Source organism: Myxococcus sp. AM010, assembly GCF_013372585.1.
GTDB lineage: Bacteria > Myxococcota > Myxococcia > Myxococcales > Myxococcaceae > Myxococcus > Myxococcus vastator.
The window spans coordinates 1-13,110 of record NZ_JABXEO010000084.1 but is presented as its reverse complement, the minus strand read 5'-3'; the positions used below and the strand labels follow the sequence as shown (position 1 = coordinate 13,110).

Below are 13,110 nucleotides of genomic sequence, written 5' to 3'. Positions count from 1 at the left end.
CCCATGAAATCGCTCCTCAAGCCCCTGCTCGCGGTGTTCCTCCTGGCGCTCCCCGCCGCTGCCCAGGCGGGCACCGTCACCATCAAGGGCTCCGACACCATGGTCATCCTCGGCCAGCGCTGGGCCGAGGCGTTCATGAAGAAGCACCCCACCCTCAAGGTCCAGGTCACCGGCGGCGGCTCCGGCGTGGGCCTGGCGGCGCTCCAGAACGGCACCACGGACATCGCCATGTCCAGCCGGGAGATGAAGAAGGCGGAGTCCGACAAGCTCCGCGCGCGCTACAAGGCGCCGCCCGTGCAGCGCTCGGTGGCCAAGGACGGCGTCACCTTCTACGTCCACCAGGCCAACCCCGTGAGCGCGCTCTCCCCTGAGCAGCTGATGAAGATCTACGTGGGCGACATCACCACCTGGAAGCAGGTGGGCGGCGCGGACGCGCCCATCGTCGCCTACTCCCGGGAGAACTCCTCCGGCACCTACGTCTTCGTGAAGGACATGGTGCTGGACGGCGAGGACTTCGCGCCCGCCATCCAGACGCTGCCCGGCACCGCCGCGGTGGTGAACGCCGTCTCCAAGGAGAAGAACAGCCTGGGCTACGGCGGCGCCGCCTACGCAGAGGGCATCAAGGAGCTGAAGGTCAAGAAGGGCAACGAGGAGATCGCCCCCAGCGCGGACAACATCAAGAGCGGCAAGTACCCGCTGGCGCGCGACCTCTTCTTCTACCTGCGCGCCGAGCCGACGGGCGACATCAAGACCTTCATCGACTTCGCGCTCTCCCCCGAAGGTCAGGCCATCGTCACCCAGGTCGGCTACTTCCCCGTGAAGTAGCCGCGGAGCGTCACACGAATGTCACAAGAGGCCCTGAGTCACAATGGATAGACAGGCGACCATGGAGCAGGGTCTCACGCAACGCGTGGCCGCGCCGCGCCTGTCCGCGGCCGCTCGGAGGCGTCAGCTGCGGGAGAAGGCCGTCGCGGGCTTCATCACGCTGATGGCGTTCACCGGCATCGCCGCGCTCGTCCTCATCATCGTCTTCGTGGCCAAGGAGGCGCTGACGCTCTTCACCGACGCGGAGGCCCGCCACGAGGCCAGCCTCTCCAAGATGTTCCTGCCGCAGGAGGGCCGCTACCCATTCCGGTGGCAGCCCGTGTCGGACACGCCCAAGGTCAGCATGATTCCGCTGTTCGTGGGCACGCTGAAAATCACGCTGGTCTCCATGTTGGTGGCGGTGCCCATGGGCATCTTCAGCGCGCTCTTCGTCGCGGAGTTCGCTCCGCGGCGCCTGCGCGAGCTGCTCAAGCCCGTCATCGAGCTGCTGGCCGGCATCCCCTCCGTGGTGCTGGGCTTCTTCGCGCTGATGGTGCTGTCCCCCATGGTGAAGGACCTGCTCCACCTGGACCGGCCGCTCAACGGCACGCTGGCGGGACTGGCGCTGGCGCTGGCCATCGTCCCGGTCATCTTCACCGTGTCCGAGGACGCGCTCACCGCGGTGCCCCGCAGCTACCGCGAGGCCTCGCTGGCGCTGGGCGCCACGCTCTGGGAGACGGCGTGGAAGGTGGTGCTGCCCGCGGCGGCCCCCGGCATCCTCGCCGCGTGCGTGCTGGGCTTCGGCCGGGCCATTGGCGAGACGATGATTGTCCTCATGGCTTCGGGCAACGCGGACATCGTGTCCTGGAACCTGGGAGATTCGGCGCGCTCGCTGTCGGCCACCATCGCTGCGGAGATGGGTGAGGTCGTGGTGGGCAGTCCGCATTACTCGCTGCTGTTCTTCATTGGCGTGGAGCTGTTCATCTTCACCTTCGTCCTCAACATGGTGGCCTCCACGTGGACGAAGAAGGTCCTCCAGCGGCTGACCGGGAGCGCCCCGTGAAGTACACCACGCGCCGTGCGGTGGGGCTGGGCCTCACCGGACTGACGGCCCTCGCGGCCTTCTTCATCGTGGGCATGCTGGCCCTCATCCTGCTGGACGTCGCCCGCAACGGGGCGCGTCACCTCTCCTGGGTCTTCCTCACCCAGCCGCCCAGCGACGGCATGATGGGCGGCGGCATCTTCCCCGCCATCTTCGGCACCGCCGCGCTCACCCTGCTGATGACGCTGGCGGTGATGCCGGTGGGCGTGCTCACCGCCGTATACCTCCACGAGTACGCGCCGCCGGAGTCGCGCTTCGCCCGCTGGGTGCGCGTGGCGGTCGTCAACCTCGCGGGCGTGCCCTCCATCGTCTTCGGCCTCTTCGGCTTGGGCTTCTTCATCCTCTTCGTCGGCGGCAACCTGGACCGGCTGCTGGGCTACGAGGAGATGCACTGGGCCCAGCCGAGCATCCTCTGGGCGTCGCTGACGCTGGCGGTGCTGACGCTGCCGGTGGTCATCGTCTCCACGGAGGAGGCGCTGCGCGCGGTGCCGCTGGAGCAGCGCACCGCCAGCCTGGCGCTGGGGGCCACCCAGTCGCAGACGCTGGCGCGGGTGGTGCTGCCCGGCGCCCTGCCCGGCATCCTCACCGGCGCGGTGCTGGCCATCTCCCGCGGCGCGGGCGAGGTGGCGCCCATCCTCTTCACCGGCGCCGCCTACTTCCTGCCGGACCTGCCCACGCAGCTGAACTCTCAGTTCATGCACCTGGGCTACCACACGTATGTCATGGCCACCCAGTCACCGAACGTGACGGAGGCCAGTGGTCCGCTGTATGCGACGGTGCTGGTGCTGCTGGCGCTCACCTTCGCCCTCAACCTCGTCGCGGTCATCATCCGGACGCGCACGCGCCGCAAGGCCGCCAGCGCCCACTGACGGTACGCCTGCCATGTCCCTCCAACCCCAGAATCCCCGCGCGAAGATGGAAGCGCGGGAGCTCATCCTGCGCTACGGCTCCAAGACGGCCATCCACAAGGTGTCCCTGGCCATCCTCGACCGGCGGGTGACGGCGCTCATCGGCCCCTCCGGCTGCGGGAAGTCCACCTTCCTGCGCTCGCTCAACCGGATGAACGACCTCATCTCCGGCACCACGCATTCGGGCACCATCCTGCTGGACGGCATGGACATCCATGACCGCGGCGTGGACGTGGTGGACCTGCGCCGGCGCGTGGGCATGGTCTTCCAGAAGTCCAACCCCTTCCCCAAGAGCATCTTCGAGAACGTCGCCTACGGCCTGCGCGTGGGCGGGATGAAGGACAAGGCGGAGCTGGCCTCGCGGGTGGAGAAGTCGCTGCGTGGCGCCGCGCTCTGGGACGAGGTGAAGGACCGACTGGACGAGAGCGCCCTGGGCCTGTCTGGCGGCCAGCAGCAGCGGCTGTGCATCGCCCGGGCGATGGCGGTGGAGCCGGAGGTGCTGCTGATGGACGAGCCCGCCAGCGCGCTGGACCCCATCGCCACCGCGAAAATCGAGGAGCTCATCCACGAGCTGAAGGCGACGTACACCATCGCCATCGTCACCCACAACATGCAGCAGGCCGCGCGCGTCAGCGACCGCACCGCTTTCTTCTACATGGGCGAGCTGGTGGAATGCGGCCCCACCGAGCAGATCTTCACCAACCCACGAGAGAAGCGCACCGAGGACTACGTCACCGGCAAGTTCGGGTGAGCGGAAGAAAGAGGGGACCGGACACATGCCGTCGACGCACACGGACAAGGCCTTCGAAGCCGACCTGAGGGATTTGCGGGAGAAGCTGCTCGCGATGGGCGCGAAGGTGGAGACCCTCATCGTCCAGAGCATGAAGGCGCTCACCGACCGCGACAGCGCCCTGGCCGAGAAGGTCGTCGCCGCCGACAAGGACGTCAACCGCCTGGAGGTGGACATTGACGAGCTGTGCCGGAAGATTCTCGCGCTGCGCCAGCCCGCCGCCAGTGACTTGCGGCTCATCACCACGGCGCTGAAGATCGTCACCGACCTGGAGCGCATCGGCGACCTGGCGGTGAACATCGCCGAGCGCTCCATGGACCTGAACCAGGTCCCCCCGCTGGCGCCCTACGTGGACACGCCCCGGCTGGCCGACCTGGCCCAGCGGCAGGTGCGCATGTCGCTGGACGCCTTCGTCTCCGGCGACGTCGCCAAGGCGGAGGAGGTGCTCCGGGGCGATGACCTGCTGGATGCCCTCTTCCTCAAAATCTTCAACGAGCTCCTCGCCTACATGATGGAGGACTCGCGCAACATCCGCCGCGCCACGGCGCTGATGTTCATCGCGAAGCACCTGGAGCGCATTGGCGACCACGCGCTGAACGTGGCGGAGATGGTCGTCTACATGGTGCGCGGCAAGGACATCCGCCACCCGCGGAGCCGCAACCTGGCGGAGTAGCCCGCGGCCGCGGGCTTCACCGGCCTGTCACCGCGAATTGCCCGACCCGCCCCGGGCGCTTCGCGGAGCTGACGTGGAAGGCCGCTAGCGTGGCAACCGTGGTCGCGCCATGACGGCGCACCGGCCCCGGGGATTGCCCGCGAATGTTGCTCGCCTCCACCGTCCTGCTGCTCGCCGCCTGCCTCGGACTGCTCCTCCTCACCGTCCAGTTCGCGCTCGTGCTGCGCCACCGGCATGAGCCGTCTGTCGCCGTGAAGCCGGGCACGCCCCGCCCGGGCATCTCCATCCTCAAGCCGCTGTGCGGCGTGGATGACGACCTGGCAGCCAACCTGGCGCGGTTCGCCGGGCTGGACTACGCGGGCGTGTACGAGGTGGTGCTCGGCGTCAAGGATGCCAGGGACCCGGCCTTCGCCGTCGCGCGCGCGGCGGTCGCCCGCTGGCCCCACGTCATGCGCCTGGAAGTGCAGGAGGGCGAGCCGGGCCGCAACCCGAAGGTGAACCAGCTCATCACCCTGGCGGACCGGGCGCGCCACGACGTGCTGGTCATCAGCGACAGCAACACGCGGGTGGCGCCGGGCTACCTGGAGGAGCTTGCCCAGGCCTTCGCGGACCCGGAGGTGGGCTGTGTCACCCACCCGGTGTCGGGCATTGGCGAGCGCACCTTCGGCTCGCTCCTGGACAACCTGCACCTGGGCGCCAGCGCGGCGGCGGGGATGATTGCCGCCAAGCGGCTGGCGGGCCAGGACCTCGTGGTGGGCAAGTCCATGGCGCTGCGCCGCGAGGACGTGGACGCGCTGGGCGGCTTCTTCTCCGTGAAGGACGTGCTGGCGGAGGACTACGTCATCGGCCAGTGGGTGACGCGGAAGCTGGGCCGCCGCGTGGTGATGGCGCACACGCCCGTGTTCAACGTGTCGCTGAGCAAGAGCGTCCTGTCCTTCTTCCAGCGCTATCTGCGCTGGAGCGTGATTCACCGGACCGCGGTGTCGCCGGGCACGTACCTGGCCCAGGCCCTGCTGAACCCCACGCCGCTGGCCTTGCTGGGCGCGCTGCTGGCCCCCGCTCCCGACACCGCGGCGCTCTGCCTGGTGGTGGCGCTGGGCAAGGTGGCGGTGGACCTCTCCACCGTGCGCGCCCTGCGGCCCCAGCCCCTGTCGTGGGACGCGGTGCCCGCCGTCTTCGCCAAGGACGTCCTGCTCTTCGCGGCCTGGAGCTACGCGCTCTTCTCCCGCACGGTGAGCTGGCGCGGCACCCGGCTGCGCGTGGGCCGGGGCACGCGGCTGATGCCGGTGCGCACGGCGGGCCCGCCGCCCGAGCCCGCGCTGCCCCAGGGCGACCGCATCCTCGCGGGCTGACCCGGCGCAGCGCCCTTCCAGGGCCCGCCTGCCCGCATGCTGGGCGAGCACCTTGTCACCGCTCGCGGAGAATGATGGCGCCCTTCAGCAGCGTTCATCTCAGGTCGGGGGAGGACGATTGGCGCGACTGGCAACGGACAACGGCGCAAGAAGGATCCTGGTCGTCGATGACGACGCGGACTGGAGGGAGTTCCTCCGGCTCAGCCTGGAGGACCTTGGCTACGAGACGACCGAGGCCTCGGATGGGCAAGAGGCCCTGGAGACGCTGAGGCGCGGCGGACGCTACGGAGTCATGCTGCTGGACCTCAACATGCCGGGCATGTCTGGGCTGGAGGTCGTGGAGCATCTGCCACGCGGGCCGCATCCCCGCATCGTCTTCCTGACGTCCGCGGCGGCGCAGGATGTGGGCAGCGCCCTGCTCTCAGGGCCCCACTACTACCTCCCAAAAGGCGCGAGCCGCGACCAACTGTCGCTCCTCTTGCAGTCACTTGGTGAGTGAGCGGCCCGCCGCTGGCGTATAGGGTAGAGGGCCCCTGAGAGGAGGGCCATCATCGTCACCGAGCTTCTCATCATCCTGCTGCTGGTCCTGGCAAACGGCGTCTTCGCCGGCGCGGAGCTGGCCATCATCTCTGTGCGCCGGACACGGCTGCGGGAACTGATTGAAGAAGGCAGCACCTCCGCGAAGGCGGTGGAGGCCCTGCGCGGCAACCCCGAGCGCTTCCTGGCCACGGTGCAGATTGGCATCACCGTCATCGGCGCCACGGCGGCCGCGTTCGGTGGCGCGAGCATGGCGACGCGCCTGGGCGGGGTGCTCACCGGCCTCGGCGTCCCCGAGCAGCAGGCGGACGAGGTGGCCCTCGCCGCGGTGGTGGCCTTCGTCTCCTACCTCTCGCTGGTGCTGGGCGAGCTGGTGCCCAAGTCGCTCGCGCTGCGCGCCGGGGAGCGCTACGCGTTGCTCATCGGCCGGCCCCTGAGCGGGCTGTCCTGGCTGATGCGGCCGGTGGTGTGGTTCCTCACCGCCAGCTCCAACGTGGTGCTGCGCCTGTTCGGCGACCGGACGAACTTCACGGAAGGCCGCCTGTCCGCGGAGGAGCTCCAGCAGCTGGTGGAAGAGGCGGCGAAGCAGGGCACGTTGGACCCTCACGCCGGCGAGATTGCGTCCCGCGCCTTCGAGATGGGCGACGTGACGGTGGGCGAGCTGTCCGTGGCCCGGGATGAGATGGTGGCCCTGCGGCGGCACTCCAGCCCGGAGGAGATTCGCCGCATCCTGCTGGAGGGCGGCCACTCCCGCATGCCGGTGTACGAGGACACGCTGGACAACATCGTCGGCTACGTCATCGCCAAGGACCTGCTGGGGGTGGCCTGGGAGGGCAACCTCATCATCCTGGAGGACGTGATGCGTCCGCCCTTCTTCGTCGTGGAGACGATGCGGGCCATGGACGCGCTCAAGGAGCTGCAGCGGCGGCGCATGCAGCTGGCGGTGGTGGTGGACGAGCGCGGCGGCGTGGTGGGGCTCGTCACCGTGGAAGACCTCGTGGAGGAGCTGGTGGGCGACATCCTCAGCGAGTCCGAGGTGCCCGAGGAGTTCGTCAAGCGCGAGGGCCCGGACACCGCCCTGGTGCTCGGCACGGCGAGCATCCGCGACGTCAACCGGGAGCTGTCCCTGGATTTGGACGAGGACCAGGACTACGCCACGGTGGCCGGCCTGTGCATCTCCCTGTCCGGCGGCGCCATCCCCGAGCCGGGCACCAAGGTGAAGACGGAGGGAGGCCTCGTGCTGGAGGTTGTCACGTCCTCCCCCCGCCGCGTGGACTCCGTGCGCTTCCACATGCCCAAGCGCGAGGAGCCCGCGGAGGCGTGAGACTGGGCAACCCGACGCCTTATGGACTGAGCGTGGTGAAGTAGCACTGCACGGTCGCGAGGTCTCCATACCCAACCGCGTTGCGAGCTTGAATGTTCAAGTCCCTGAAGCTTGCTTCGCGGGGGACCCCGATGAGCGAGATGCTCCGCTCGGAGGTGTACCAATCGGTGTAGGTGCGCCCGATATACGAGCCGATGCGATACTCGAGCACCGGTTGCCCGTTTTCGAACTCCGGCAGATCCCAGGTGAGGTTGATGTTCCCGTCCGAGGTGTCGCACCTGAAGTTGCGTGGCGGCGACGGACGCCAGGAGGGAATGCTGGTGATGCGCTCCGAGACGGTGCCCCACCCGGCCTCGTTCCGAGCGACGACCGTGTAGTGATAGGTCATCCCGGTGAGCAGGCCCGTCACGTTCAAGTTCAACTCCGTCGTCTCCTCGGTCCGCACCACTTCGTCGTTCAGGGACACCGTCACCTGGTAGTCGGTGATGGGGCGCCCGCCCGTGTCTCCGGCGATCCAGTGCAAGTACACGCGGTTCAAATACGTATCGGCCGTCAACGAGGGTGCGCCCGGCGTCGTGAAGGGCGAGGCGGAGATGGAGCTCCCGGGTCCCTGGGCGTGACCGTTATCCGGGACGACGGTGAAGGTGTACGCGGCCCCATTCGTCAGCGCGCCCACCGTGGCCTGCGTCTCCGTCACGGTGACGGTCACCGGCTGGGACTCGGGGTCCGCGTCCTCGGCCTGGACGGTGACGGAGTAGCCAGTCAGGGCCATGCCCTTGCCATCGGCGGCCTCCCACGTCAGCACAACCTCCTGATTCCCAGGCACGGCCATCAGGTTGCTCACGGCGCCGGGCACCACGAACGGCGTGACGGGAGACGTGCGCGGAGAGGCGCTCCCGGGCCCGCGGTCATTCACCGCGACGACGGTGAACGTATAGGCCGTCCCGTTCGTTAGCGCCTCGATGAGCGCCTGGGTCGCGGAAGCGGGCAACTCCACCGACCGGACCTCGCTGTCCCCCGTGAAGACATGCACCGTGTATTGGAGAATGGCGCTGCCACCGTCGTTCGCAGGCGGCGCCCACGTCACCGTGGCCTGCGCATCCCCCACCACCGCCGCCACGTTGGTGGGCGCCTGGGGCACCGTCACCTGCGGGCCCGAGGGAGGCGGATCATCCGAGCCGCCACAGCCCATGCCTCCGAGCAACCCCACCAACATCACGGCCACAAACCGGATTCTTCCATTCATCGCAACAATCCTCCCCTGTACCGGAAAGGCAGGCGTACAGCATCATGCCCGCCTCCGGGAAGAGAGGCCGCATGGACCCTGTCCCCGCGGGTCGATGGGAAGCGAGGAGCGCCAATCCTTCACAGTGCTTCATGCTCCTGGCGACTCGGGCCTCGAGCCCGATATGAGGTCGCCTCTCACGAGAGCCTCTCCCACTCGGAAGCCAGGGACATGGAACGACGAGCGTCATGCGCCTGCGGGCAGTTGCAGTTGGTTTGTGCGGGAGACCCGGTTCGCGTCTCGATGTGCCACTGCCTCGCCTGCCAGCAGCGCACGGGCAGCGTCTTCGGCGTCCAGGCACGCTTCCCTCTCGAAGCCATCACCTCGCGACAGGGAGAAGCGACGGCCTTCACTCGGAGGGGCGACAGCGGCAACGCCACCACCCACTTCTTCTGTCCCCGATGCGGAACGACCGTGTACTGGGAGATGTCCGCACAACCCGGCGTCGTCGCGGTCGCGGTGGGCGCCTTCGCCGACCCTGGCTTTCCCGCGCCCCGCCTCTCCGTCTACGAGGAGCGTGCCCACGCCTGGGCCCTGCCCTCCGGGTTCGACATCGAACACATGGACTGATTCGCGCTGCGCTTGAAAAGCGAAGGGCCCGGAATCGGCGGGGAAATCCCCAACGATTCCGGGCCCTTCTCAGCGCGCGATGCAGGATTCGAACCTGCGGCCTTTGGCTCCGGAGGCCAACGCTCTATCCAGCTGAGCTAATCGCGCAACCGCATTCCGGCTGAAGCGGGGCCACAAGTAGCCGAAGTCCCCCGCCGAAGCAAGCGCGCAATCCCACAACGAACGCCAGAGGACGTCCGTTCCCTGAGACGTGGGAGGCGGCCCGCCTGCTCACACGCGCCGCCTCCGGGCGGCCATCAGGACCAGGCTCGCCCACCCCAGGAACATCAAGGGGACATGCCCCTCGCCGCCCGCGGCGCAGCTCAACCCGCCGCCCCGGGAGCTCACCTCCCGGATGATGTTGATGGACGGATCCACCGAGAAGGCGGACGCCTGCGACTGGGGGCCCTCGTTCAGGGCCGCATCCCGAGCCAGCGCGCTGACCGTGTGGGGCCCTTCGCTGATGGCCGTGGTCAACGTCAAGCGCCACTGCCCGGAAGGCTCCACGGGCGCGACGCCACGCTCGACGCCATCCACGAAGAGCACCAACTGGCTCCCGGGTTCGGCGCTGCCCTGGAACGTCGGCGTCAGGGAGCCCACCACGCCGTCCAGTGCCGGCGCTGTGATTTCCGGCGCCAGTGGCGGCGTCATGTCCACCCGCCAGACATGCTCTTCCGGCGTGGTGTCCACGTTGGTCGCTTCATCGCGGGCCCGGACCACCAGCCGATGCGCGCCTTCCGGCAGGTCGTTCAGCAGATACGGCGTAGCGCACTCCACGAAGGCGGCATCATCCAGGCTGCACTCATACAGGATGGGCGCCTCGTTGGACTCGAAGCGGAACTCGGCATTCGGGGCATTGGTGTCGACGTCCGGCTTCGCGGCGATGCGGGTGCTCGGCTCCACCGTATCCACGCGCCAGGAATGCGTGCCGATGACGTTCGCCACGTTGCCGGCCCGGTCAACGGCACGAACGACGAACTCATGGGATGCATCCCCCACCGAAACGGTATGCGGCGAGGTGCAGGCACTGAAACCCGCGCCATTGAGGCTGCACGCGAACGTCGATTCAGTCTCGTTTGACGTGAACTCGAACGTCGCCTGTGCCTGATTCGTCAGGTCGCCAGGGTTGACGGTGAGCGTCGTCACCGGCCGGGTCGCATCGACCGTGAAGGTTCGGCTCGTCGTTGCGCCAGTGTTGCCCGCCTTGTCCATGAAGGAGAAGTGCAAGGTGTACTCACCGTCGGGCAGCGACACGGGAAAATCGAAGGCCCACAATGCGTTGGCCCTGATGTCTTCCACGGAGTCAACGAGTTGCACACCACGATAGACGTTGAGCGTGCCATCCGTGAGGGACTCGTCATCCGGGGCCACCCCTTCGAACCGAGGCGTGCGAACATTGACATACACAACGTCCACGGACGGGCTCGAGAGGGTGGGCGCCACGGGCGGGGTCAAGTCGATGGTCCAGTTGAACGGCGCAGGCGACTGGTCCTCGAACTCCCCCTCCGCGGCCTTGACGTTCAGCGAATGCGAGCCCTCGGTCAGGTTTTCGTAGACTTTTTCGGCGTTCGCCGAGTCCGCACACTGCTCGTACGGCGAGCCGTCCAACTGACATAAATAAATGACGTTGGACAGGTTCGAGGTGAACCTGAAGGTCGCGGTCGTGCTCTGGGTGGGATTCGACAACGCCACAGGAACGATGTTGGTCTCGACTTCACCCACCACGACGGTCCAGATGTGCAGGGCGGGCGTGTCGTCGGGGTTTCCCGCCTCATCGATGGCCCGGATGAGCATCCGGTGCTCGCCCTCGGTGATGAGAGGGAACTCCGCGTTGGGCAGCGCATACGGCGAGGTGCAGGCGAAGTAGGCCCCCCCATCGTAGCTGCACTCGAAGTGGACGCCCGGCTCCGAGGCAGAGAACACGAAGGTCGCGGTGAGCAGGTTCGTGAGGATGTCCGGCTTCGAGTCAATCTGTGTGTCCGGAGGCGTCAGGTCCACCGTCCAGGTGTGGCGAGCAGGCGAGGCGTCCACGTTGCCCGCCGCGTCCTTCGCCCGCACCCACAGCGTGTAGGTGCCATCCGTCAGCACTGGCGTCAGGAAGGACGCCGCGCAGTCCTCCCACAATGAGCTGCCCTCGGCGGGCGCCTGCGTCGTCCCCCCGGTCTCCAGGACGCACTGGAAGCCCGCCACATCCGTCGCGGCGGAAGAGAGCGTGAAGAGCGCCCGGGGCGCGTTGCTCAGCGCCCCCACCAGGGTGCTCAGCTCCGTGTCCGGACGCGTCTTGTCCGTCCGCCACGTGTGACTGGCGGGCGTCGGGTCCACGTTGCCGGCCGGGTCCTTCGCCCGCACCAGGAAGGTGTACGTGTTGTCACCGGGCGTCGGGAAGGAATCCCCGCTCCCGCACGCGCTGAAGGCCGCGCCGTTCAGGCTGCACTCGAAGTCGCTCGCGTCGCCAACCGGCAGCGCCCGGAACGTGAGGACCGCCGCGTTCGCGTTGTTCACCGCGGCGGGCAGCGCCCCGAACAGCTCCGTGTCGGGCGGCGTCAGGTCCACCGTCCAGGTGTGATGCGGTGGAGCGTTGTCCACGTTCCCCGCCGCGTCCTTCGCCCGCACCCACAGCGTGTAGGCGCCATCCGTCAGCACCGGCGTCAGGTAGGACGCCGCGCAGTCCTGCCACCGCGAGCTGCTCTCAGGAGGCGCCTGCGTTGTCGCTGGCGTATCCAGGACGCATTGAAAGCCGGCCACGTCGCTGGAGGGTGAATCGAAGTCGAAGCCCGCCCGAGACGCGTTGCTCAACGTCCCCACCGAGGTGCTCAACTCCGTCTCCGGGCGCGTCTTGTCCGTCCGCCACGTGTGACTGGCGGGCGTCGGGTCCACGTTGCCGGCCGGGTCCTTCGCCCGCACCAGGAAGGTGTACGTGTTGTCACCGGGCGTCGGGAAGGAATCCCCGCTCCCGCACGCGCTGAAGGCCGCGCCGTTCAGGCTGCACTCGAAGTCGCTCGCGTCGCCAACCGGCAGCGCGCGGAACGTGAGGACCGCCGCGTTCGCGTTGTTCACCGCCGCCGGCAGCGCCCCGAACAACTCCGTATCGGGCGGCGTCAGGTCCACCGTCCAGGTGTGGCGAGCAGGCGAGGCGTCCACATTGTCCGCCGCGTCCTTCGCCCGCACCCACAGCGTGTAGGCGCCATCCGTCAGCACCGGCGTCAGGTAGGACGCCGCGCAATCCTGCCACAGCGGGCTGCTCTCAACGGGCGCCTGCGTCGTCGTCGAGTTCTCCAGGACGCACTGGAAGCCGGCCACGTCGCTGGCGGGTGAATCGAACTCGAAGCCCGCCCGGGACGCGTTGCTCAACGTCCCCACCGTGGTGCTCATGCTGGTGTCTGGACGCGTCTTGTCCGTCCGCCACGAGTAGCTGGCGGGCGTCGGGTCCACGTTGCCCGCAGCATCCTTCGCCCTGACCAGGAACGTGTACGTGGTGTTTCCAGGCGTCGGGAAGGAATCCCCGCTCTCACACGCAGCAAAGGCAGCACCATTCAGGCTGCACTCGAAGGCATTTGCGCTCCCCGTCGGCAGCTCACGGAACGTGAGGACCACCGAGCTCGCGTTGTTCACCGCGGCGGGCAGCGCCCCGAACAGCTCCGTGTCGGGCGGCGTCAGGTCCACCGTCCAGGTGTGATGCGGTGGAGCGTTGTCCACGTTCCCCGCCGCGTCCTTCGCCCGCACCCA

General features: G+C 68.2%; 11 protein-coding genes and 1 tRNA gene. 9 read left to right on the top strand and 3 right to left on the bottom strand.

The window, feature by feature from the left end; genetic code table 11:
• Positions 1-3 precede the first annotated feature (3 nt).
• From HV826_RS29475 to HV826_RS29440, 8 genes are all read left to right on the top strand, one after another.
• Positions 4-825, top strand: a complete 822-nt coding sequence (locus tag HV826_RS29475; RefSeq protein ID WP_176410830.1) for a phosphate ABC transporter substrate-binding protein — start codon at positions 4-6, stop codon at positions 823-825.
• A 61-nt stretch (positions 826-886) separates the two neighbouring features.
• On the top strand, positions 887-1,867 hold the full coding sequence (gene pstC, locus HV826_RS29470; RefSeq protein WP_255217480.1) for a phosphate ABC transporter permease subunit PstC: 981 nt from the start codon (positions 887-889) through the stop codon (positions 1,865-1,867).
• On the top strand, positions 1,864-2,775 hold the full coding sequence (gene pstA / locus HV826_RS29465; RefSeq protein WP_176420390.1) for a phosphate ABC transporter permease PstA: 912 nt from the start codon (positions 1,864-1,866) through the stop codon (positions 2,773-2,775). The genes pstC and pstA overlap by 4 nt, the downstream gene beginning before the upstream one ends.
• Before the next feature lie 46 nt (positions 2,776-2,821).
• Positions 2,822-3,565 (top strand): phosphate ABC transporter ATP-binding protein PstB, encoded by a 744-nt coding sequence (gene pstB, locus HV826_RS29460; RefSeq protein ID WP_217917689.1) that lies wholly within the window; start codon positions 2,822-2,824, stop codon positions 3,563-3,565.
• Positions 3,566-3,590: 25 nt separating this feature from the next.
• On the top strand, positions 3,591-4,277 hold the full coding sequence (phoU, locus tag HV826_RS29455; RefSeq protein ID WP_163784444.1) for a phosphate signaling complex protein PhoU: 687 nt from the start codon (positions 3,591-3,593) through the stop codon (positions 4,275-4,277).
• A 143-nt stretch (positions 4,278-4,420) separates the two neighbouring features.
• The gene (locus HV826_RS29450) at positions 4,421-5,629 is read left to right on the top strand and encodes a ceramide glucosyltransferase (RefSeq protein ID WP_176420386.1); all 1,209 of its coding nucleotides are present in this window, start codon (positions 4,421-4,423) and stop codon (positions 5,627-5,629) included.
• Positions 5,630-5,747: 118 nt separating this feature from the next.
• The gene (locus HV826_RS29445) at positions 5,748-6,128 is read left to right on the top strand and encodes a response regulator (RefSeq protein ID WP_176420384.1); all 381 of its coding nucleotides are present in this window, start codon (positions 5,748-5,750) and stop codon (positions 6,126-6,128) included.
• A 78-nt stretch (positions 6,129-6,206) separates the two neighbouring features.
• A complete protein-coding gene (locus HV826_RS29440; protein ID WP_176420406.1) occupies positions 6,207-7,490 on the top strand; it encodes a hemolysin family protein in 1,284 nt (427 codons plus the stop codon).
• A gap of 19 nt (positions 7,491-7,509) precedes the next feature.
• Here HV826_RS29440 and HV826_RS29435 read toward each other — a convergent pair whose 3' ends face one another.
• A complete protein-coding gene (locus HV826_RS29435; RefSeq protein ID WP_176420383.1) occupies positions 7,510-8,736 on the bottom strand; it encodes a fibronectin type III domain-containing protein in 1,227 nt (408 codons plus the stop codon).
• Between the two features lie 210 nt (positions 8,737-8,946).
• Between HV826_RS29435 and HV826_RS29430 the strand changes: the two genes are divergently transcribed.
• Complete coding sequence (locus HV826_RS29430) at positions 8,947-9,345, top strand: GFA family protein (RefSeq protein ID WP_163784439.1); 399 nt, start codon at positions 8,947-8,949, stop codon at positions 9,343-9,345.
• 73 nt (positions 9,346-9,418) lie between these two features.
• Here the strand turns inward: HV826_RS29430 and HV826_RS29425 are convergent.
• Together HV826_RS29425 and HV826_RS29420 are read right to left on the bottom strand one after the other, a co-directional pair.
• Positions 9,419-9,492 (bottom strand) — tRNA-Arg (locus tag HV826_RS29425).
• A 123-nt stretch (positions 9,493-9,615) separates the two neighbouring features.
• Positions 9,616-13,110: Ig-like domain-containing protein (locus HV826_RS29420; RefSeq protein WP_176420381.1), on the bottom strand; the 3,495-nt coding region annotated here is incomplete at its 5' end.

What these genes read in the sequence shown, in the direction of transcription:
- pstC (WP_255217480.1), top strand. Translation starts at nt 887, where the DNA reads ATGGAGCAGGGTCTCACGCAACGCGTGGCCGCGCCGCGCCTGTCCGCG.
- HV826_RS29430 (WP_163784439.1), top strand. Translation starts at nt 8,947, where the DNA reads ATGGAACGACGAGCGTCATGCGCCTGCGGGCAGTTGCAGTTGGTTTGT.
- HV826_RS29475 (WP_176410830.1), top strand. Translation starts at nt 4, where the DNA reads ATGAAATCGCTCCTCAAGCCCCTGCTCGCGGTGTTCCTCCTGGCGCTC.
- phoU (WP_163784444.1), top strand. Translation starts at nt 3,591, where the DNA reads ATGCCGTCGACGCACACGGACAAGGCCTTCGAAGCCGACCTGAGGGAT.
- pstB (WP_217917689.1), top strand. Translation starts at nt 2,822, where the DNA reads ATGGAAGCGCGGGAGCTCATCCTGCGCTACGGCTCCAAGACGGCCATC.
- HV826_RS29450 (WP_176420386.1), top strand. Translation starts at nt 4,421, where the DNA reads ATGTTGCTCGCCTCCACCGTCCTGCTGCTCGCCGCCTGCCTCGGACTG.
- HV826_RS29435 (WP_176420383.1), bottom strand. Translation starts at nt 8,736, where the DNA reads ATGAATGGAAGAATCCGGTTTGTGGCCGTGATGTTGGTGGGGTTGCTC.